Here is a 21055-nt window from a genome sequence, read left to right on the forward strand (position 1 = left end):
CACACGGGAAAGCCCCGGCCGGCGGCCGGGGCTCTCGTACGGGGCGACTGGAGACGGAACGTCAGACGCGCATCGGCTGCGGCGACTCGCGCCGCTCGGCGTCCGGGCCCGGGTACTCGCGGATGATCTCGTACCGGGTGTTGCGCTCGACGGGCCTGAAGCCCGCGTCACGGATCAGGTCGAGCAGATCCTCGCGGCCGAGCTTGTTCGGCGTGCCGTAGTTGTCCGCGTCGTGCGTGATCTTGTACTCGACGACCGAGCCGTCCATGTCGTCGGCACCGTGCTGCAGCGCGAGCTGGGCGGTCTGCACGCCGTGCATCACCCAGAAGACCTTGACGTGCGGGACGTTGTCGAAGAGGAGCCGCGAGACGGCGAAGGTCTTCAGCGCCTCGGCGCCGGTCGCCATCGTCGTCCGGGCCTGGAGCCTGTTGCGGACCTTGCCGTCCTTCATGTCCACGAAGTCGTGCTGGTAGCGCAGCGGGATGAAGACCTGGAAGCCGCCGGTCTCGTCCTGCAGCTCACGCAGCCGCAGCACGTGGTCGACACGGTGCCGGAGCTCCTCGATGTGCCCGTACAGCATCGTCGCCGGGGTCTTGAGACCCTTCTCGTGCGCCAGGCGATGGATGCGCGACCAGTCCTCCCAATGGGTGTCGTGGTCCACGATGTGCTGGCGGACCTCCCAGTCGAAGATCTCCGCGCCGCCACCGGTCAGCGACTCCAGACCGGCCTCGATCAGCTCGTCGAGGATCTCGGAGGCGGAGAGGCCGGAGATGGTCTCGAAGTGGTGGATCTCGGTGGCGGTGAACGCCTTGAGGGAGACCTGCGGCAGGGCCTCCTTCAGCGCGCTGAGCGAGCGCGGGTAGTAACGCCACGGCAGGGTGGGGTGCAGCCCGTTGACGATGTGCAGCTCGGTGAGGCTCTCGCCCTCCATCGCCTTCGCGAGCCGGACGGCCTCCTCGATGCGCATGGTGTACGCGTCCTTCTCGCCCGGCTTGCGCTGGAACGAGCAGTACGCGCACGACGCGGTGCACACGTTGGTCATGTTGAGGTGCCGGTTGACGTTGAAGTGGACGACGTCGCCGTTCTTGCACGTACGCACCTCATGGGCGAGGCCGCCGAGCCAGGCCAGGTCGTCCGACTCGTAGAGGGCGATGCCGTCCTCACGGGTCAGCCGCTCCCCTGCGCGGACCTTCTCCTCCAGCTCGCGCTTGAGCCCAACGTCCATGCGGCTGCCTCCCAGGTGTCGACGTGCTGTGCCGGTCCCGGCGATACCGGGCGAAACCCCCGGTCCCCCGGGGGCCCCACCACGTTACGCCTACGCCTCTTCGGGAAGTTCCCCGACCCGGTTCTCCCACTTGGTGGAGAGCACGATCGTGGTGCGCGTGCGCGAGACGCCCTTCGTGCCACTGAGCCGGCGAATGGTCCTCTCCAGGCCGTCCACGTCACCGACGCGCACCTTGAGCATGTACGAGTCGTCGCCCGCGATGAACCAGGCGTCCTCGATCTCCGCGAGGTCCTTCAGCCGGCGCGCCACGTCCTCGTGATCGGCCGCGTCGGAGAGCGAGATGCCGATCAGCGCCGTGACGCCGAGTCCCAGCGCCGCGGCGTCGACGGTGGCGCGGTAGCCGGTGATGACACCGGCGGTTTCCAGCCGGTTGATGCGGTCGGTGACGCTGGGCCCGGAGAGCCCCACGAGCCGCCCCAGCTCGGCGTACGAGGCCCTGCCGTTCTCCCTGAGGGCCTGGATGAGCTGCCTGTCCACCGCGTCCATATGACTGAAACCTTCCATTGTTCAGCAGTATCGCGAGTCTACGTGTAGAATCTAAGGCATGCAGGCTTCATCGCCTGCAAATCTTCCCGAACATCCAAAAAATGCTTTCGAATCTTCAGGAGTGAGAAAACCGTGTACACGATCGAGATGGCCTACGCCCGGATGCGCGAGCTGCAGGACCTGGCCAACCGCTCGCGTGCCCACCAGCCCGCCGCCGCGCACCGGGTCGACAAGGCCCGCAACCCGCGCGCCACGAAGAAGCGCTGACCACAGGCCCTTTCCGCCTGAGGTCCGCCTCAGCCGCGAGAGCCGCCACCGAGCTCTCCCTCCCACCGGCGGTACAGACCGTGCGGCACCCCCGCCGCGTCCAGTACCCGCCCCGCGACGAAGTCCACCAGATCCTGGATGTGCGTCGCCCCCGCGTAGAACGCCGGAGAGGCGGGCAGCACCACGGCGCCCGCCTCGTCCAGGCTCACCAGATGCTTCAGCGTCTGCCCGTTGAGCGGGGTCTCCCGCACCGCGACGACCAGCTTCCGCCGCTCCTTGAGCGTCACGCTCGCGGCCCGCTGGAGCAGATCCTTCGAGAGCCCGAGCGCCACCCCGGCCACACACGCCGTCGAGGCCGGGACGATCAGCATCCCCTTCGCCGGGTACGACCCCGAGGACGGCCCCGCGGCGAGATCACCGGCCGCCCAGTGCCGTACGCCCTCGATGTCCGCGTCGCCCACGTCGAAGGTGTGCGGCTTCCCGTCCGCCCCGCGCGCCAGCCAGCTGCGCAGGTCCTCCCGCCAGTGTGCGTCGCGGAACGCGATCCCGGTCTCGTCCAGCAGCGTCAGCCGCGACGCCCGGCTCACCACCAGGTCGACGCTCTCCCCCGCGGCCAGCAGACCGCGCAGCACGGAGGCGGCGAAAGGGGTGCCCGAAGCACCGGAAACCCCGACAATCCAAGGCTGTCGCTGGTGCTGACTCACTGAAGTCCCGGAATCCACACCCCCGAGCCTATCCGGCTGCGCAAAACCGGAACCGCGGAAGGTGCCCCAGGCGTTTCGAAGTGGGGACAGGGACGACACAGGACGGCAGGGGGCATCGGTGGCCGCATCGTCGGATCGATTCGCGTCGGCGTGGGGCACGGGCGACCGTGCCAAGGCCGCGGCCAAGCTGATGCTGGGCTGGGTCGCGCTCCTCTGGATCCTCGAAGCCGTCGACGCGGCGACCGGCCACTCGCTGGACACCTTCGGGATAGAGCCGCGCCGGCTCGGCGAACTGCTGGACGTCGTGCCCGCGTCCTTCATCCACTTCGGCTTCGGCCACGTCGCGTCCAACAGCGTGCCGCTGCTGGTCTTCGGCTTCCTGGCCGCGCTGGGCGGCCTGCGCAGGTTCGCGGCCGTGGCCGCGCTGATCATCGTGGTCGACGGCCTCGGCATCTGGCTGGTCGCGCCGGACCACTCCAACACGGCGGGCGCGTCCGGGCTGGTCTTCGGCCTCTTCGGCTATCTGCTGGTCCGCGGCTTCGTGGACCGCAGACTCCTCGACATCGGCGCCGGCCTGGTGATCGGCGCGACCTGGGGCTCGTCGATCCTGCTGGGGATATCCCCCGCCAACACCTCGGTCAGCTGGCAGGGCCACCTGTTCGGACTGGCGGCGGGTGTGGCGGCGGCGTTCGTCTTCCGCCGCCCCGCGCGCGGCCGGGGCGCGGTGCCGCCCGCCCGGCCGCTCGTACCGTAGAGCTCGGACGGAGCCCGTGGTGTCCGGGTCAGCCCTCGCCCTGACCGGCGCTCCCCATCGGGCCGACCTTCACCGGGGAGCCGGAGCCGTCCGTGGCGGGCAGCGTGGCGGCGCCCGGCCATTCGAGGGAGAACGACTTGGTCTCGTCCGGCGGGGTCACCACCAGGGCCGTGATGCGGACGCCGGAGCCGCCCGACTTGTTGATCGGGTAGTTGACGCCGAAGTACACCGACTTCCCGTCCTTGAGGATCATCGGGGTGGTCTTCTCACCGGTGCGCTTCGCGGACAGCGACCCCGCGCTGGTCTTCAGGTCGACGCCCGCGTACCCGGAGAGCACGCAGTCCCGGCCGCCGCCGTTCTTCAGCTCCACCGCGACGGTGCCCTCGGTGTCGCCGCCGACGGTGCTGTCCGACGCGGTGATGTCCAGGTCGTCGGTGCGGCACTTGCCGACCTTGCCGTTCCCGGCGGACCCGGTCCCGGCAGCCGCGCCCTGTCCGCCGGACCCCTTCCCGCCGGCCGCACCCTGCCCGCCGGCCCCCTGTCCGCCGGACCCCTTCCCGGCCGAGTCCTTCCCGCCGTCCTGGTCCGAGCCGCCCGAGCCCGAGCCGCCCGAGCCCGAACCGCCGCCCGCGGAAGACGCGGAGGACGCAGCCGACGGGGCGGTCTGTCCCAAGTCGTCCTCGCCGTTCTGACAGGCCGTGAGCGAGAGACCGGCGACAACAACCAGGGCGGCGAAGGTGAGCTTCTGTACACGCATCGTTTTTTCCTCAGTGTCGGTGGGGGGTGTCGGCCGCTCGTCACGGTCGGTACGAGCGAGCGTTCCTGATCACAGAGAGCCGCCCGGCCCGGCGGCCCGTTCCGCCCAACCGCCCGCTAATACACCCCTGTTACACGCACAGCCGGGCACAACGCGCACCACCACCGGGCATGCCCCCCGCCCGCACCCGCCCCGCCGCACCCGCTCCCTGCCGCCGCCCGGCAAGGGAAACAGGGGCCGGACACGGCCCGCCGCACCGCGCCGGGGCACGCCGCCGGCCGGCCGGGACGGCGGTTCCCACCACCGTTCCGCACCTGTTGGCGCCCTCAGCCCACTGGGACGGACCCGTGACGCGCCGGTCCTTGACCACAACCGGCGACCTGCCTCGTCGGGCAGGCTCAGACGGTCAGGCCCCGCACCAGCAGGTCCAGCAGCGCGCACGCGAAGAGCGCGATCCCGATGAAGCCGTTGACCGAGAAGAACGCCCGGTTCAGCCGGGACAGATCGTGCGGCCGCACCACCCGGTGCTCGTACACGAACGCGACGGCGACGATCACCATGCCGATCCAGTAGAACAGTCCGGCCTCAGTGGCCAGCCCGAACCAGACCAGCAGCCCGGTCGTCACGACATGGCAGACCCGCGCCCCCCAGAGCGCGGCCGGAATCCCGAACCGGGCCGGCACCGACAGCACCCCGTGCGCCCGGTCCGCCTGGACGTCCTGGCAGCCGAAGATCAGGTCGAAGCCACCGATCCAGATCCCGACCGCGAGGCCGAGGATCACCGCGTCCCACGACCAGCTGCCGGTCACCGCCAGCCAGGCGCCGATCGGCCCTATGGCCTGCGCGATGCCGAGGATGGCGTGCGGGTAGTGGGTGAACCGCTTCCCGTAGGGATAGACCACCATCGGGACGACGGCGACCGGCGCGAGCGCCAGACAGAGCGGGTTCAGCAGGGCGGCCGCCCCGAGGAAGAAGACGACCGCGACGACCGCCCCCGTCCACGCCGACTTCACGGACACCGCCCCTGTGACCAGCTCCCGGCCCGCGGTGCGCGGGTTGTGGGCGTCGATCTCCCGGTCGATGATCCGGTTGCAGGCCATCGCGAACGTCCGCAGCCCGACCATGGCGATGGTGACCAGCAGCAGCGTGACCCAGTGGACGGATCCGTCCTCCCGGAACATCGCGGTCAGGGCGGCGATGTAGGCGAAGGGCAGCGCGAAGACCGAGTGCTCGATCATCACGAGCCGCAGGAACGCCTTCACCTTGCCGTTCGGCCGTACGGGCTCCGAGCCCAGTGCTGCTTCGGCGGCGCTCACAGTCCGTACTCCTTCCACCGACGGTCGACCTTCGCTGCCGTCCGAGGGTCGGACTCGACCATGTCCGGCCAGCCCCCGTCCCGGGTGTACCCCTCCTCGGGCCACTTCTTCGTCGCGTCGATACCCGCCTTGCCACCCCAGAACTGCTGGTAGGAGGCGTGGTCGAGATGATCGACCGGCCCCTCGGCGACGGTCAGGTCCCGCGCGTAGTCCGTATTGCCGAGCGCCCGCCACGCCACCTCGTGCAGATCGTGGACGTCGCAGTCGGAGTCCACGACCACGATGAGCTTGGTCAGCGACATCATGTGCGCGCCCCAGATGGCACTCATCACCTTCTGGGCGTGCTTCGGGTACTTCTTGTCGATCGAGACGATCGCGCAGTTGTGGAAGCCGCCCGCCTCCGGCAGGTGGTAGTCCACGATGTCGGGCACGATGATCTTGAGGAGCGGCAGGAAGAACCGCTCGGTGGCGCGTCCCAGCGGCCCGTCCTCGGTCGGCGGCCGGCCCACCACGATCGACTGGAGCAACGGACGCTTCCGCATGGTCACGCAGTCGATGGTCAGTGCGGGGAACGGTTCCTGCGGCGTGTAGAAGCCGGTGTGGTCGCCGAACGGGCCTTCGGGAAGCATCTTCCCGGGCTCCAGCCATCCCTCGATGACCACTTCCGCCTGCGCCGGGACCTGGAGCGGCACGGTCTTGCAGTCGACCATCTCGATCCGCTTGCCCTGGATGAACCCGGCGAAGAGGTACTCGTCGATGTCCCCCGGCAGCGGCGCGGTGGAGGCGTACGTCACCGCGGGCGGCGCGCCGAACGCGATGGCGACCGGCAGCCGCTCGCCGCGCTTGGCGGCGACCTGGTAGTGGTTGCGGCTGTCCTTGTGGATCTGCCAGTGCATTCCGATGGTGCGGCGGTCGTGGCGCTGGAGCCGGTACAGCCCCAGGTTCCGTACGCCGGTCTCCGGGTGCTTGGTGTGGGTGAGGCCCAAGTTGAAGAAGGAGCCGCCGTCCTCGGGCCAGGTGAAGAGCGCGGGCAGCAGGTCCAGGTTCACGTCGTCGCCGGTGAGGACGGTCTCCTGCACCGGGGCGCTCTCCTGCTTCACCTTCTTCGGCGGCACGTGCACCATCGAGCCGAGCTTGCCGAAGGCCTCCCGCACCCCGACGAAACCGTGCGGCAGCTCCGGCTTGAGCAGCCCGCCGATCTTGTCGCTGATATCGGCGTACGACTTCAGCCCGAGCGCCTTGAGCAGCCGCTTGTCGGTCCCGAACACATTCATGGCCAGGGGCATCGAGGACCCCTTGACGTTCTCGAAGAGCAACGCGGGCCCGCCCGCCTTGTTCACCCGGTCGACGATCTCGCCGACCTCCAAGTAGGGGTCGACCTCGGCCTTGATGCGCTTGAGCTCGCCCTCGCGCTCCAGGGCCCGGAGGAGGGAACGAAGATCGTCGTAAGCCATGCCGTCCAGTTTGTCATCACCGTTGGCGATCACCTGGGGTGCCCCACCTCGGCGGCCCTCACGGAACGCGAACGCGCTCGTATCCGCCAGGGACGGGACGGCGGGAAGTGGCCTGTGCCGTGTCGAGGAGGCGGCGCAGGTGAAGGCCGTCCGGCGCGACGGCGGTGACCAGCGCGGCGGGGCCGGCGAGCGGCGTCAGCACGGCCTGGCCTTCTTCCGGAGCGCCGCCGAACAGCTGGACTTCGAGCGGCGTCTCCTCGAAGACCGGGTCTACGATCAGGAGCTGACCAGCCGCGCGATGGCCGGCGAGGACCGCGGGGCCGTCCCAGCCGGGTGCGCCCGGTCCGTATTCGGCCTGTTGGCACAGCAGAGTGCGCCCACCCCGCCGGACGGTGAGACGGGTCGCCACGTGGCCGGGTGATTCGCCGGTGCGTCCCAGGATCTGTTCCTCACGCAGCACGAGCCGTGCGGTGGGTGCGAGGTCGACGGTCCAGGTCTGGCGCAGATCGCTGCCGCCCGCGCAGATCAACGGCTTGGGGAGCCAGTGGAGCTGAGCGTGCTCCCCCACGGTCAGATGCACGTCGTAGGTGGCGTGCTCGGAGGTCGGCCCCCGCAGGGCGAGGGTCGCTGCGGCAGAGGTGATGTGCAGCACCGCGCCCTGCTGGGCGGTGGCTTCGATGCTCAGTCGGTCACCGCCGAGGGGGGCGCTCATGGCGCCGACGACGCATACCCGCGCCTCACTCCCGTGTGAGCGCAGGCGCCGCAGCTCGAAGGGCCCGTCGCCGTCGAGGACGGGCAGCGTGGTGGTGCCGCCCCTGGCGGTCGCCGTGATGCGAGCGGTGGCCCGTACGCCCACAACTGTCCGCTGAGGAGCCGGCACGGCCGGCGGGGGTACGAGAGTCACGCGAGGCCCGCGGTCCAGTCGGTGAGGCGTTCACGGACCCAGTCGGCGACCGGTTTCACACCGCCTTCGGTCTTGAGGGAGGTGAAGGCGACGGGGAGGTGGCCGCGCTGGACCTCGGCGTCGCGCGCCATGCTCTCCAGGTCGGAGCCGACGTACGGGGCGAGGTCGGTCTTGTTGACGACGAGAAGGTCGGACCTGGTGACGCCGGGGCCGCCCTTGCGCGGGATGTCGTCGCCGCCGGCGACATCGATGACGAAGATCTGGGCGTCGACCAGGCCCTTGGAGAAGGTGGCGGTGAGGTTGTCGCCGCCCGATTCCACCAGGACCAGGTCGAGGGGGCCGACGCCGGCCTCCAGGTCCTCGACGGCTTCGAGGTTCGCGGAGATGTCGTCGCGGATGGCGGTGTGCGGGCAGGCACCGGTCTCCACCGCGGTGATCCGCTCGGCCGGCAGTACGGCTTCGCGAAGCAGGAATTCGGCGTCTTCGCGCGTGTAGATGTCGTTGGTGACCACCGCGATGGACAACTCGTCGCGCAGCGCCCGGCACAGGGCTGCGACCGTGGCGGTCTTGCCCGAACCGACCGGTCCGCCCAGGCCGATCCGCAGGGCACGCCTGGTGCCGTCGGGACGCTGGGGGTCAGCACTGTAGGTGTGGCGCTCGGGAAACGTCTCTGCGTGGTCGAGGTGCATACGGACTCCGGTCCTGTGTGGTGTTCAGTGGTCGTGGAGGTCAGGAGGCGAAGAGGCGTACCGCCCAGGCGGCGTGCTGCTGCGCGGTGATGTCGAGCAGCGGCGCGGAGGCGGCGGGCAGGGCGTCGATCCCCTCCTCGGGGGTGCGCTCGGCGGCCGCGGTCGCCGCGGCGGCGGTCCGGTCGAGGTCGGGGGCGAGGCGGGCGAGGACGGCGGTGGCGTCGAACGGGTCCAGGCCCAGCAGCCGGACCGCCGCCGTGGCCGGCCCGCTGACGGCTTCGTACGCCACCGCGTACGCGGCATCCAGTGGTGCCAGTCCGGCCGACCGCACGGCCAGCCCCAGCACCACCGGCTGGTGCGCGCCGCGCGGCCGGGCCGCGGCCAGTGCGTCCAGCTCGGCCGACGGCCAGGTCGCACGGGCAGCCCGCATCATCTGCCGCCCCAGCTTGCGGGCGGTGGTCCGCAGCGCCCGTACCGGAGTACGGGCGTCGGCGGCCTCGTCCAGCTCCAGCGGATCGTGGCCCGCGGCGGCCGCAGCGGCCAGTGCCGCCGCGACCAGGCCCGCGGTGTGCAGCCGCCCCCGGCAGAATTCCTCCAGCGAGTCCGCATCCTTGACACGGCCCGCGGCCACGGCCGGCTCGGCTCCTCCGGAGTGCGCGTGCCCTCCGGCGGGGAAGCGGCCATCGGCCAGGACGAACAGCGCGGCACGGCTCATTTTCCCAGGTCACCTTCCGTCACTCATCGTCGAAGCTCACGCTTCACAGCTCGTCGCTCGGGATCTCAGAAGAGGAAGTACCGCTGCGCCATGGGAAGTTCACGGGGATAGTTCCGCTCGACGATCTGGCCGTCGATGCAGGTCGTCACGTCCTCCACCTTTGCGCCCCCGACGATCACCTCGAAGGTGTCGGGGTCGATCCGGACATCGGGGGTGGCGCTGTTCTCCTTCATGTCCGCCTTGCCGATGTCACGTGTGCTGCTGATGGCCTTGAACTGCTTGCCCAGCGGGAGACGTTCGGGCAACCCGTTGTCGATGGCCCGTTGGGTGACGAAGTTGAACGAGGTGGAGCGGGGCGCCAGGCCCGTGGCGCCCCACATGGCGCGGGGCAGGACCGGCTGCGGGGTCGGGATGGACGCATTGGCGTCGCCCACCTGCGCGTACGCGATCTGCCCGCCCTTGATCACCTGGTGCGGCTTGACCCCGAAGAACTTCGGCTCCCACAGCACCAGGTCGGCCAGCTTGCCGGGCTCCACGGACCCGAGCACTGCGTCGATCCCCTGGGCGATCGCCGGGTTGATGGTGTACTTCGCGACGTACCGCCGGGCGCGCCTGTTGTCGGCTCCCACCGGCCGCCCGTCCTCCGGCTCTTCGCCCTCCGGCCGCTTGTCACCCTCCAGGAGGCCCCGCCGCGTCTTCATGACGTGCGCGGTCTGCCAGGTACGCATGATCATTTCGCCGATGCGCCCCATGGCCTGGGCGTCCGACGACATGATCGAGATGGCACCGAGGTCGTGCAGGATGTCCTCGGCGGCCATCGTGGAGGGCCGGATGCGGGAGTCCGCGAAGGCCAGGTCCTCCTTGATCTTCGGATTGAGGTGATGGCAGACCATCACCATGTCGAAGTGCTCCTTGACCGTGTTGATGGTCAGCGGCCGGGTGGGGTTGGTGGAGGCGGGCAGCACATTGCCCTCCTGCACCATCTTGATCATGTCGGGGGCATGGCCGCCTCCCGCGCCCTCGACGTGGAAGACATGGATGGAACGCCCGCCGATGGCCCGAATGGTGTCGTCGACAAAGCCCGCCTCGTTCAACGAGTCGGCATGGAACGCGAGTTGGACGCCAGTCTCCTGGCAGACCTTCAGGCACTTCTCGATGACCGCCGGCGTGGCGCCCCAGTCCTCGTGGATCTTGAAACCGATGACGCCCGCGTCCACCTGGTCGTACATCGACTTCTCCGACATGGTGGCGCCCTTGCCGAGCAGCCCGATGTTGACCGGAAAGGAGTCCAGCGCCTCGAATGTCCGGGCGAGATGCCAGGAACCGGGTGTGACGGTGGTGGCGGTGCTGCCCTCCGCCGGTCCCGTACCGCCCCCGATGAGCGTGGTCACGCCCGCCGACAGTGCCTCACCGACCTGCTCGGGGCAGATGAAGTGGACGTGCGTGTCGACCCCGCCCGCGGTGAGGATCTTCCCGTTGCCCGCGATGACCTCGGTGTCGGGACCGATGACGAAGTCCGTGGGAGTCGGGCCGACGCCGTTGTGGTTGTCGGCCCCCTCGTGGAGGGGGTCCATGGTCTCGTCGTTGTACGCCTTGCCGAGCGCGGTGACGCGGCCGTCGCGGATGGCGACATCGGCTTTGACGATGCCCCAGTGGTCCAGGACGACGGCGCCGGTGATCACCGTGTCGGGGGGCATGACGACCTCGCCGCCGTCAGGGGCGCCGGACTCGCCGGGGCCTGCCTGCTTGCCGGCGCCGGCCGGGTCGCGCGGCGCGACGGACTGCCCCATCGACTCGCGGATCACCTTGCCGCCGCCGAAGACCATCTCGTTCCCGCTGCGCCCGGGGCCGCCCGACCAGTCGTCCTCGATCTCGATCCGCAGCTCCGTGTCGGCGAGGCGGATGCGGTCGCGGGTCGTCGGGCCGAACCGGTCCGCGTACGCGGCGCGGGTCAGGGGGTCGGAGCGTTCGGGGGGCTCCGGGCAGCAAGGACACTCGGCGAAGTCAGTCATTGGACTCGCCCCCACCCTCACCGAACGGACCCTCGGTGTTGTCGAGTGAGCCGTCGATCTTTCCGGGCAGACCGTCGATCCTCTCGCGCAGTCCGTGGACCAGCCGCTTGCCCTCGATGGGTACGAGTTCGACTTCTTCGGTGATGCTGGGCTCGAAGCGTACGGAGCTGCCGGCCGGGACGTGCAGACGCTTGCCCCAAGCGGCCTCGCGGTCGAACTCCAGCCCGGAGTTGGCCTCGGCGAAGTGGAAGTGCGAACCGACCTGAATGGGGCGGTCGCACGGGTTCTTGACAGTCAGGGATGTGATCTCACGCCCCTCGTTGAAGCGCACCAACTTGTCTTCCGGCTTCGCGGAGTAATCGGTTTTCCCCGGGTGGACCAGCCCCTCTTCCTCGTCGCCCGCCTCCGGGAAGGGGTCGTGGATCGTGACCAGCTTCGTGCCGTCGGGGAACGTGGCCTCCACCTGCACGTTCTTGATCATTTCGGGGATGCCCTCCATGACCTCCTCGCGGGACAACAACTTCCGTCCGGAAGACATGAGTTCGGCCACGGTGCGGCCGTCCCGGGCCCCCTCCAGGACATGCACGGTCAACAGCGCCACCGTCTCGGGATAGTTGAGCAGCACCCCCCGAGCCCGGCGCTTCTCGGCGACGTCCGCCGCCAAATGAATCATCAGGCGCTCTTGTTCATGTGGAGTCAGGTGCACAGCCATTCCCCCTGCGTTCGCCCTGCCCGGGGCTTCTGCCCCGGGCGCTTGTGCTGGGGACCGGCCGCACACCATTTATCGGCAGTGCGGGCAGAGTCTCCACGACTTCACGCCCGCGCCATCGGCGCAGCACGGCTTTCTCGGCCGTCCCGGCCGCAGCCCCTCGCGGGACCATCTTGATCACGCCGGCAGAACCGGAAACCCGAGCGCAGCCCGACCGCCGCCCATATGAGTGACGGTCGGGCCGATACGCCCGAACCTGAGACTCTGCTGTGGTCTAATCACGGCCGCCCACGGCGATCGATGCCGGGAGCCCGGCATGCCTTCAGGGAAGCGACAGGGTGACGGCTGTTGGAACTCTCCGTTCACCGCACCGCCCTGGAGAGCGGCCCACTCGCGCCCGGTGAGGACGAGCGCCGGCCATGAACGGGACGGATTGATGGGGCTCGCCCTGTACCACCGGGGACCATCGAGTTCCACACCTCCACGATCAACGAGGCGGACCGGCTCTCCGTCCCGGCCCGAGCCGGAGGCCGAATTACGCGGGGCGGGCCTCACCGACACCCGGGTGTGCGGCGTCGAGGGCCCCGCCTGGGCCCTGCTGAAAGCGACCGAACAGCACACCGGGGAGTCACTCGTCGCATCGCGGATGTTCGCCTCCGCGCCGGCCGCGGCCCGCATGGCGGAGCCGTACCCCGACCTGCTGGCCGCCAGTTCCCACCTACTCGCCGTGGGACGTCATTGACACCGGTTACTCTGGGCCCCAACCGGGGCGGGACAAGCCCCGCCAACTCTCCGCAGGGGGACTTTTCCACCATGTTCCGGGCCCTGATCTATCTCCTGCCTCTGGCGCTGACGATCTACGCGTTCATCGACTGCCTGAACACCCCCGAGGACGAGGCCAAGCACCTGCCGAAGATCGCCTGGGTCTTCATCATCCTGCTGTTCTGGATCGTCGGCCCGATCGTCTGGCTGGCCGCCGGCAAGATGCGCCACGCGCCCGCCGGAGGCCGTACGCCGTCCGAATGGCACCGCAACCACCGTTCGCAGTGGGTGGCACCGGACGACAATCCGGAGTTCCTGAACGCACTGAAGGAAGAGAACAAGAAGGACGAGTCGCTCCTCAAGGACTGGGAGGCCGATCTGCGCCGCCGCGAGGAGGAGCTGAAGCGCCGCGAGAGCGGGGAGAGCCCGAGCCCCTCGGGCGAGTAGCCCCCCGGACTGGGAGGACCGCATGAGAGACGTGGCCATGGACGATGCGGACATGCTCGTCACCGCCCTCGCGGAGGCCCGTACCGGTCTCGCCGAGGGCGGCATCCCCGTCGGGGCCGCGCTCTACGGACCGGACGGCGCCCTCCTCGGCCGGGGCCGCAACCGCCGCGTCCAGGACGGCGATCCGTCCCTGCACGCGGAGACGGCCGCGTTCCGGGCGGCCGGGCGGCAGCGGTCCTACCGGGGCACGACGATGGTGACGACGCTCTCCCCGTGCTGGTACTGCTCCGGGCTGGTGCGGCAGTTCGGGATCTCGCGGATGGTGATCGGCGAGGCGCGGACGTTCCGCGGCGGGCACGACTGGCTGGCCCGGCACGGGGTGGAGATCGTGCTGCTCGACGACGCCGAATGCGTCGCGCTCATGCGGGATTTCGTACGCGACCACCCCGCCCTCTGGAACGAGGACATCGGCGCCGGCTGATCCGCCGCCCCGCACCCCCAGATCGTTCGAAATTCCTCTCCACTGCCCAACACCCGGGCGATATCCTCGTGTTGACGGTGTGACAGATCGGATGGAGCGTCGACGCTGGGGGTGCTGTGGAGAGAGAGCTGTACGGGCGCGAGGCGATCTTCGGGAACGACGGACTTGCGGCGCGTCTGACCGGCCTCACTCCGTACGGCTCCGCCCGAATCGCCTACGAGCACCGCGACGATCCGCCGGTCGCCGTGCTGACCGGTGGCCGCGGCATGGGCAAGACGGCCGTGCTCAAGCAGCTGCGCCATCTGTACCGGGAGACCACCCCGGTCGCCCTGGTCGACTGCGAGGCCGTCGTGCCGCCCGCGGACCCGGGGCCCGGCTGGACCCCGGTCACCGGGGCGCTGCCGGAGCTCGCCACCCAGCTGACGGCCAAGGTGCGTGCCGCGCGGCCGGTGCAGTTCCCCCGGCTGAGCCTGGGGCTCGTCGCCGTCGCCTCGATCTCCTGGACGCGGGAGGACGAGACGCGGGCGCAGCGGGACCTGCAGTCGCTGGGCCCGGTGCTGGCCACCGTCGACACCCGGGGGGACGCGGCCACGGGCTGGGTCACCAAGGTGCTGACGAAGCTGGCCGCCAGTGCCTTCGACTCGGTGGTGCCGCTGGCCGGGATGGTCGCGGAGGCCACGATCGAGACGGTGCTGGAGGAGTCGTTCAGCCGGTTCCAGCGGCGCGCGGCGGACTGGTACGGGAGCTATCCGCACGCGGGCGGCAACGGCAGGATCGGGCTGCGGCAGCTGGCGGTCGACTTCGAGCGCGGCGGTGACCTGCGCCGTCGTGCCGAGGACCATCTGGTGCTCGCGCTGGTCACGGATCTGGTGCGGGCGTACGGGGGGCTCGCGCGGGGTGCGCGCCGGGGCCGCCCGGTGCTGCTCCTGGACAACGCGCACACGCGGCTGGGCCGGCAGCTGGTCGAGCCGGTGCTGCGGCAGCGGGCCGCCGGGGTGCGCGATCAGATCGCCGTGTTCGCCTCCTCCCGCGCCCGCGGCCACGAGGGGCTGAGCCACGCGGTGCGCAGGCGGCTGCCCGAGGTGGCGCACGGTTCGCACTGGGCGCGCGGTGCGGAGGTGACGTCCGGAATCCTGGCCGTGGAGCTCACGGCGCTGAGCCCGGCGCATGTGCAGGCGGCGTTCGACCGGCACGACCCGGTGGGCCGTGCCCCGGCCGGGCTGGCCCGTGGGGTGCACCGGCTGACGGGTGGGCGTCCCCTGGGCGTGGCGCTGCTGGCGCAGGCGGCGGGCGAGGCGCTGGTGCCGGGGGCCTTGCGGGTGGGTACGGCGCGGCCGGGGGCGCCGGCGCCCGACTCGCTGGTGCCGGGGGCGCTGCTGGACCGGACGGTGGAGCTGCGGGAGGACCGGGCGCCGGTGCGCGTCGCGGACGAGCTGCTGGCACAGCTGCTGCCGGGGCAGCAGCTCGACGTGCTGAGCGTGCTGGCCGCCGCCCACGGTGAGGACTCGGCGCGGCTGCTGGCCACGGCCCGGCTGCGCGGCCGGTCGCTGGAGGGCGATGTGGCCCTGCAGGTACGGGATGCGCTGCGGGCGCAGGACTGGCCGGTCGGTCCCGACCACTTCGTCGCCGATCCGCTGCTGCGGTCGCTGCTGCTGCACCGGCTGCGGTTCCAGGACGACGACCATCCCTACTACGCGGTGTGGCGTGCGGTGCACGAGACGCTGCGCACCGCGTACGCGCCCGGGGGCCGCTGCCCGAGCGTCCCGCACCGGCTGCACCAGGAGCTGGTGCTGGGCAGGACGCGGGACTGTGTGACGCATCTGCGGGAGCGGTTCACCGACGGCGATGTGACGGCGTGGCTCGGCTCGCTGCGTTTCATCGCCTCCGCGCCGTATCCGCGTCCGCCCGGCCATGCCGGTCCCGATCCGCGCCGGGCGGTCGCGCTCGGCCGGGAGGCGGCCGGTTCGCTGCCGGACGGGGAGACGGGGCTCGCGGGGCTCGGCGAGCGGGCCGTGGAGCTCCAGTTGCAGCTGCGCAGGCTGCTGCACGCCGTATGGCTGCTGTCCGATCCACTGGCCCTGCCGGACGAAGAGGTGATCGACAAGATGGCGCACGAACTGCGGCAACTGTCCGGCAGGCATCCGACGGGCAACAGCGTGCTGTGGGACGCGGCGACGCACTGGCCGCGGGACATCAGGGCCTGGCGGTCGCTGTCCATGCCGCCGGGGTCGCCGGACGCGGGCGGATCACCGGGCACGGGCGGCAGCCCGCGCGGCCGGGGGCGGGGGGACGGTGGCTCGGATGCGTAATCCGCTGCGGTACCGCGTCTGGTACACGGCCCGGCAGAAGGTCGTCACCACGGCGGTGGTGGGCGCCCTGGTCGTCACGTCCGGCTGGTACGGCATCGGCCGGCTCACCGCTCCGCAGGACCGCTCCTGCGCGAAGGGGGTCGAGCGGCCGCAGGGCAGCGACGAGTGCGTGGGCGTCTCCGGTGACGGCTACGACTTCGGCCGGTCGAAGCTGACCGAGGTCGCCGCGGCCATCGCCCGGGAGAACGCCACCCTGAAGCCGGGCCGCTACGCCACGGTGGCGCTGCTGCTGCCGCTGACGTCGACGGACGGGGCGATGCAGACGAAGATGCAGCGCGAGCTGCAGGGCGCGTTCGCCGAGCAGTACCGGGCCAACCACCTGTCGAACGAGCAGGTGCCCAAGGTCCGCCTCGTGCTGGCCAACACGGGGAAGAACAACCTGCTGTGGCGGCCGACGGTGGACCGGCTGAAGACGATGACCGACGCCCCGGACCACCTGCGGGCCGTGTCGGGGGTCGCCACCAGCAGTACGCAGGTCAGGGAGGCGGTCCGGGAGCTGACCGCGGCGCACATCGCGGTCGTCGGCACCACGATCACCGCAGACGACATCGCCAACGGTCCGGCCGGCGACCCGTTCCCCGGGCTGGCACGCGTGTCGCCGACCAACCGGGACGAGGCGCGGGCGCTGGCGCACTTCGGGCGGGTGAAGGCGGACAAGGCGCTGCTGGTGCAGGACACCCGCACCGGGGACCACTACACGGACACGCTGCGGGCGGCGTTCACCTCGCTGGTGAAGGGCACCCGGTACGAGCCGCAGCTGTTCACCTCGCGCCAGGACCCCAACGACGAGGGCACCACGGCCAATACGTTCCAGCAGATCACCCACCTCATCTGCGACACGGACGCGGAGACGGTGTTCTTCGCCGGACGCCACACCCAGCTGCGGCAGTTCATCAACGCGCTCGGCTCGCGGGGCTGCCAGAGCCGCCCGTTCACGATCCTGACCGGCGACGAGGGCTCGTACCTCGGCAACGACACCAAGCTCGACCGGGGCGCCCTGCGCCGCGGGGTCACGGTCCGCTACGCCTCGCTGGCGCACCCGGACGCCTGGACGGCGGCAGCGGCGAAGGGCAAGGGCTCCCCGGCGACCGGCGGTTCCGCCGCGGACTACCGGAGCTTCCTGGAGCTGCTGGCCACGGTCGCGAAGAAGCCCGTGGGCCCGATCGGTCCGACCCGTCACCAGGACCTGACCGACGGCCAGGTCATCATCGCGCACGACGCGATGTCCCTGGCCGTGCACGGCATCCGGCAGGCGACCCCGGACGGGAAGCGGCTGCCGCAGCTCGCGGACGTGGGTGAGCAGTGGCCGCGGGTGAAGGGATCGCTGCGGGTGTCGGGGGCCAGTGGCTGGATCTGCCTGGACAACCACGGGAACCCGTACAACAAGGCGGTGCCGGTGGTGGAACTGGCGCCCGAGGACGCCCGCCAGCGGTTCGTGGCGATCGCCTGGCCGGAGGGCGCGCCGCCGGACCCGAAGTGCCTGCCGCCGTCCTCGGCGCCCTGACGCCGCCTCACCGCTCGGCCGTCGCGTACCCCTCGCGCAGCTCCGCCCACCGCACCGGAGTCCACTTCGGCCAGTCGGCGGGGTATCCGTCGAGTGTGTCCACGAGGTAGTGGAAGTGGTCGTGCCAGCCGGCGAGGCAGTCCAGGCGCAGTCCGTCGTCGCCCCGGAACTCGTTCGTGAAGCGCAGCAGCACATGGTCGCCGCGCGGTGGCTCCAGGTGGAAGCGCATGCGGCCGTGGAGCCCTTCGAGGGTGTACTCGGCGATCCGCTCGACGTCCCAGGCGGTGACGGTGCCGGAGGCGACCGTGGCGTGCCCGTCCCGGTCGGTGTTCAGCCAGCGCAGCGTGACCGCGCCGCCGATGTGCGGTTCGAACGGGTCGGCGGCGGCGAGCCAGCCCGCCAGCCCCTCGGAACTGGCAACGGCTGCCCACACCCGTGGAACGGGGTGGGGCAGCCGTAGCAGGAACCTCAGGGTGTGCAGGTCACCGTGGGTCTCGCTGGTGCCACGCTCGATGACGGGGGTCGCATCGGTCATGGTTCCAGCGTGGCCCGGTGGCCCGGGATCCGCACCCTTACGGGTGGGCGCCGGTCAGACGCCGGCGTAGGAGTGCTTGCCGGTGACGAAGATGTTCACGCCGTAGTAGTTGAAGAGCCAGCAGCCGAAGGCGATCAGCGCCAGGTAGGCGGCCTTGCGGCCCTTCCACCCCGCGGTGGCGCGGGCGTGCAGGTAGCAGGCGTATGCGACCCAGGTGATGAAGGACCAGACTTCCTTGGGGTCCCAGCCCCAGTAGCGGCCCCACGCGTCGCCCGCCCAGATGGCGCCCGCGATGATCGTGAACGTCCACAGCGGGAAGACGGCGGCGTTGACGCGGTACGAGAACTTGTCGAGCGTCGAGGCGGCGGGCAGCCGGGAGAGCACGGACTGGGCGAACGAGCCGGGCTGCCCGCCGCTCGCGAGCTTGCTCTCGTAGCTGTCGCGGAAGAGGTAGAGGAGGGTGGTGACCGCACCGATGTAGAAGACGGCGCCGCAGATGATGGCGGTGGAGACGTGGATCCACAGCCAGTACGAGTGCAGTGCGGGCACCAGCTGGTCGCTGGAGGTGTAGAGCACCGTGGTCGCGATGCCGAGGTCCAGCAGGACGGTGGTGACCAGGAGCAGTCCCATCCAGCGGACGTTCTTCTTCAGCGCGAGCAGGATCAGGTACGCGGCGACCGCCACCGTGGAGAAGGTGATGGAGAACTCGTACATGTTGCCCCAGGGGGCGCGCTGCACGGACAGTGCCCGGGTGACAACTCCACCGGCCTCCACGAGGAAGGCGAGCAGGGTCAGGGAGACCGCCATGCGTCCGTACAGGTCGCCCTTGAAGGTGCCGCCGGCCGCGCCGGGCCCGTCCGGGACGTCGCGGGAACCGGCCGCGGAGCGCGTGATGATCTTCGGGCGGTCCAGTACGGCGGTGCCGCCGCCCTGCTGCGCGACCTGCACCTTCACCGGCGCCCCGGCGTCCTCGGCCCCGGTCAGGGCGGCCGCGGTACGGCCGACCTTGCTGCGGCTGCCGAACACCCATTCCGCGATGTGCGCGAAGAAGGCCAGGGTGTAGACGGCCATCGACGAATAGATCAGCACATTGCTGGTGTGCGCCAGGTTCTCGTTGGTTGCGGCGGCGAGATTCACTTCTCAGCCCCTTCGACAGGTTCTACGGAGGATTCTTCGACGGAGCCGGGATCGGATCCGGGGTCGGTGTCGGGCGCGGTGGGCGCCACGGCGTTGAGCGTGACCGCGAGATCGGCCAGCTCCTCGGGAAGCTTCGCGGACTCGCTGCGGCCGAGACCCGCCATTTCGACGACGGTGACGCCGTCCGCACCGCGTACGGCCCGCACCCAGACCCGGCGCCGCTGGATGAACAGCGAACCCGCGAGTCCGGCGATCGCGGCGACCGCTCCGGTGAGCGCCCAGCCGCTGGCGGGCTGCTCGGAGATCTGGAAGCTGGCCCACTCCTGGATGCCTTCGAAGGTGATGGAGCCCGCGCCGTCGGGCAGCTTCATCGTCTCGCCGACCAGCAGGCGCTGCTTGAGCTGCTTGCCCTTGCTGTCCTTGAACTCCGTCATCTTGGACTTGTCCAGCTGGTACACGTTCTGCGCCAGCCCGGAGTCGGGCCCGAGGTAGCCGTGGTAGCCGTTGAGGGCCAGTACGGGCATGTCGGGGGCCGGGAACTGCGAGAACATCGTGCCCTTGCCGTTGCCCGCGAAGGTCGGCACGAAGAACGCCTGGAAGCCCAGCTGGGTCTTCTTGCCGTTCTTGTCGCGGTAGCCGTCGAAGACCTTGATCGCACCGGTCGAGGTGACGTTGTTGTCGATGGGCAGCAGCGGCACGGCGTTCCGGTAGACCACCTTGCCGCTGCCGTCCTTGACGGAGACGACGGGCGCGTAGCCGTGCGCGTTCAGATAGACCTTGGTGCCGTCGACGACGAGCGGCTCGTTGACCCTGATGACGGTCTTCTGCTGCTTGCCGTACGCGCCCTTCTCGTACGTCACATGGGCCTCGTAGGTCCGGGGCGTACCGATCTGGGGGCCGCTGCGCTCGTATGTACCGGTGAACTTGTCGAGCTTGAAGCTGAACGGGGCGAACGAGTCGGTGTCGAAGAGCGAACCCGACTTGAAGTCGTCGTACTGGGTGAGCGTGTTGGAGAAGCCGTCGCCCTCGACGATCAGCTTGCCGCCCTCGGACTTGAAGAGCTGCCCGAAGGCGAACGCCACCAGCATCACGATCAGGGCGATGTGGAAGACCAGGTTCCCGGCCTCGCGCAGATAGCCCTTCTCGGCGGCGACCGCGTCGCCCGCGGTGTGCGCGCGGTAGCGGCGCTTGCGCATCAGGGCGAGCGCGGCCTCGCGGACCTGCTCGGGCTCGGCCTCGGTGCGCCAGGTGGTGTACGCCGGCAGCCGGGTCAGGCGCTTGGGGGCGCCCGGCGGGCGGCTGCGCAGCTGGCCGACGAACTGGCCGGTGCGCGGCACGATGCAGCCGATGAGCGAGATGAACAGCAGGATGTAGATCGCGGAGAACCACACCGAGCTGTAGACGTCGAAGAACTGGAGCTTCTCGTAGATCGGCGAGACGGTGGTGTGGGCGTCCTTGAAGGTCTGCACCTTCAGTTCGTCCACGCTGTTCTGCGGGATCAGCGAGCCGGGGATGGCACCGAGCGACAGCAGGAAGAGCAGGATCAGCGCGACCCTCATCGAGGTGAGCTGCCGCCAGAACCAGCGGGCCCAGCCGATGACGCCCATGGCCGGCAGGCCGGCCGCGGTCTCCTCGCGCGGGGCGGTGGAGAGCTGGGAGCCGGCCGCGCCGAGTTCGCGGGCGTTCTCCCGGTCCTGCTCGTCCCGGATCTCCCGCTCGTCGCGGTGCTCGCGCTGCGGGGCCGGGTTGGACTTGGTGTTGCTCATGG

General features: G+C 70.4%; 20 protein-coding genes and 1 pseudogene. 7 read left to right on the plus strand and 14 right to left on the minus strand.

Annotation, left to right across the window (positions count from 1 at the left end; genetic code table 11):
• Window positions 1–61: 61 nt before the first annotated feature.
• Window positions 62–1225 (minus strand): aminofutalosine synthase MqnE, encoded by a 1164-nt coding sequence (gene mqnE, locus ACFVT1_RS17350; protein ID WP_389795988.1) that lies wholly within the window; start codon window positions 1223–1225, stop codon window positions 62–64.
• Between the two features lie 90 nt (window positions 1226–1315).
• Entirely contained in the window at window positions 1316–1771 is a 456-nt protein-coding gene (locus ACFVT1_RS17355) for an Lrp/AsnC family transcriptional regulator (RefSeq protein WP_362199341.1), read from the minus strand.
• A 132-nt stretch (window positions 1772–1903) separates the two neighbouring features.
• Between ACFVT1_RS17355 and ACFVT1_RS17360 the strand changes: the two genes are divergently transcribed.
• Window positions 1904–2038: a hypothetical protein gene (locus tag ACFVT1_RS17360; RefSeq protein ID WP_362199338.1), complete on the plus strand. Its 135-nt coding sequence runs from the start codon at window positions 1904–1906 to the stop codon at window positions 2036–2038.
• A gap of 29 nt (window positions 2039–2067) precedes the next feature.
• Here the strand turns inward: ACFVT1_RS17360 and ACFVT1_RS17365 are convergent, their stop codons facing one another.
• A complete protein-coding gene (locus ACFVT1_RS17365; RefSeq protein WP_362199335.1) occupies window positions 2068–2742 on the minus strand; it encodes a UbiX family flavin prenyltransferase in 675 nt (224 codons plus the stop codon).
• A 190-nt stretch (window positions 2743–2932) separates the two neighbouring features.
• On the opposite strand from ACFVT1_RS17365, the gene ACFVT1_RS17370 reads away from it, so the two are divergent.
• Window positions 2933–3496 (plus strand): rhomboid family intramembrane serine protease, encoded by a 564-nt coding sequence (locus ACFVT1_RS17370; protein ID WP_389796218.1) that lies wholly within the window; start codon window positions 2933–2935, stop codon window positions 3494–3496.
• Between the two features lie 28 nt (window positions 3497–3524).
• On the opposite strand, the gene ACFVT1_RS17375 is transcribed toward ACFVT1_RS17370, so the two are convergent.
• From ACFVT1_RS17375 to ACFVT1_RS17410, 8 genes are all read right to left on the minus strand, one after another.
• Window positions 3525–4253 carry a DUF4232 domain-containing protein gene (locus ACFVT1_RS17375; RefSeq protein WP_389795990.1) on the minus strand — a complete coding sequence of 243 codons (729 nt, stop codon included), beginning with the start codon at window positions 4251–4253 and terminating at the stop codon, window positions 3525–3527.
• A 398-nt stretch (window positions 4254–4651) separates the two neighbouring features.
• The gene (mqnP, locus tag ACFVT1_RS17380; RefSeq protein ID WP_389795992.1) at window positions 4652–5569 is read right to left on the minus strand and encodes a menaquinone biosynthesis prenyltransferase MqnP; all 918 of its coding nucleotides are present in this window, start codon (window positions 5567–5569) and stop codon (window positions 4652–4654) included.
• Complete coding sequence (locus ACFVT1_RS17385) at window positions 5566–7023, minus strand: menaquinone biosynthesis decarboxylase (protein WP_389795993.1); 1458 nt, start codon at window positions 7021–7023, stop codon at window positions 5566–5568. The genes mqnP and ACFVT1_RS17385 overlap by 4 nt, the downstream gene beginning before the upstream one ends.
• A gap of 58 nt (window positions 7024–7081) precedes the next feature.
• Window positions 7082–7903 (minus strand): urease accessory protein UreD, encoded by an 822-nt coding sequence (locus ACFVT1_RS17390; protein WP_389795995.1) that lies wholly within the window; start codon window positions 7901–7903, stop codon window positions 7082–7084.
• Window positions 7904–7923: 20 nt separating this feature from the next.
• Complete coding sequence (gene ureG / locus ACFVT1_RS17395; RefSeq protein ID WP_389795996.1) at window positions 7924–8616, minus strand: urease accessory protein UreG; 693 nt, start codon at window positions 8614–8616, stop codon at window positions 7924–7926.
• 40 nt (window positions 8617–8656) lie between these two features.
• Window positions 8657–9331, minus strand: coding sequence for an urease accessory protein UreF (locus ACFVT1_RS17400; protein WP_389795998.1), 675 nt, complete (start codon window positions 9329–9331; stop codon window positions 8657–8659).
• A 65-nt stretch (window positions 9332–9396) separates the two neighbouring features.
• Window positions 9397–11343 carry an urease subunit alpha gene (locus ACFVT1_RS17405; RefSeq protein WP_389795999.1) on the minus strand — a complete coding sequence of 649 codons (1947 nt, stop codon included), beginning with the start codon at window positions 11341–11343 and terminating at the stop codon, window positions 9397–9399.
• Complete coding sequence (locus ACFVT1_RS17410; protein ID WP_389796001.1) at window positions 11336–12124, minus strand: urease subunit gamma; 789 nt, start codon at window positions 12122–12124, stop codon at window positions 11336–11338. The genes ACFVT1_RS17405 and ACFVT1_RS17410 overlap by 8 nt, the downstream gene beginning before the upstream one ends.
• A gap of 460 nt (window positions 12125–12584) precedes the next feature.
• Here ACFVT1_RS17410 and ACFVT1_RS17415 point away from each other — a divergent pair.
• The 5 genes and pseudogenes from ACFVT1_RS17415 to ACFVT1_RS17435 form a co-directional block, all read left to right on the plus strand.
• A pseudogene (locus ACFVT1_RS17415) lies at window positions 12585–12794 on the plus strand (SAM-dependent methyltransferase); the annotation flags it as partial.
• 71 nt (window positions 12795–12865) lie between these two features.
• On the plus strand, window positions 12866–13261 hold the full coding sequence (locus ACFVT1_RS17420) for a PLD nuclease N-terminal domain-containing protein (protein WP_389796003.1): 396 nt from the start codon (window positions 12866–12868) through the stop codon (window positions 13259–13261).
• A 22-nt stretch (window positions 13262–13283) separates the two neighbouring features.
• Complete coding sequence (locus tag ACFVT1_RS17425; RefSeq protein WP_389796006.1) at window positions 13284–13742, plus strand: nucleoside deaminase; 459 nt, start codon at window positions 13284–13286, stop codon at window positions 13740–13742.
• A gap of 116 nt (window positions 13743–13858) precedes the next feature.
• Window positions 13859–16051, plus strand: a complete 2193-nt coding sequence (locus ACFVT1_RS17430; RefSeq protein ID WP_389796009.1) for a hypothetical protein — start codon at window positions 13859–13861, stop codon at window positions 16049–16051.
• Window positions 16044–17615: a hypothetical protein gene (locus tag ACFVT1_RS17435; RefSeq protein WP_389796012.1), complete on the plus strand. Its 1572-nt coding sequence runs from the start codon at window positions 16044–16046 to the stop codon at window positions 17613–17615. The genes ACFVT1_RS17430 and ACFVT1_RS17435 overlap by 8 nt, the downstream gene beginning before the upstream one ends.
• Window positions 17616–17622: 7 nt before the next feature.
• Here the strand turns inward: ACFVT1_RS17435 and ACFVT1_RS17440 are convergent, their stop codons facing one another.
• The 3 genes from ACFVT1_RS17440 to ACFVT1_RS17450 are packed head-to-tail and all read right to left on the minus strand — an operon-like array spanning window position 17623 to window position 21053.
• Window positions 17623–18150 carry an SRPBCC domain-containing protein gene (locus ACFVT1_RS17440; protein ID WP_389796014.1) on the minus strand — a complete coding sequence of 176 codons (528 nt, stop codon included), beginning with the start codon at window positions 18148–18150 and terminating at the stop codon, window positions 17623–17625.
• 54 nt (window positions 18151–18204) lie between these two features.
• Complete coding sequence (gene ccsB / locus ACFVT1_RS17445; protein WP_389796017.1) at window positions 18205–19287, minus strand: c-type cytochrome biogenesis protein CcsB; 1083 nt, start codon at window positions 19285–19287, stop codon at window positions 18205–18207.
• On the minus strand, window positions 19284–21053 hold the full coding sequence (locus tag ACFVT1_RS17450; RefSeq protein ID WP_389796018.1) for a cytochrome c biogenesis protein ResB: 1770 nt from the start codon (window positions 21051–21053) through the stop codon (window positions 19284–19286). Before ACFVT1_RS17450 ends, ccsB begins: the two co-directional genes overlap by 4 nt.
• Between the last annotated feature and the right edge of the window lie 2 nt (window positions 21054–21055).

The organism is Streptomyces sp. NPDC057963, from assembly GCF_042887155.1.
In the GTDB taxonomy this organism is placed as follows: domain Bacteria; phylum Actinomycetota; class Actinomycetes; order Streptomycetales; family Streptomycetaceae; genus Streptomyces.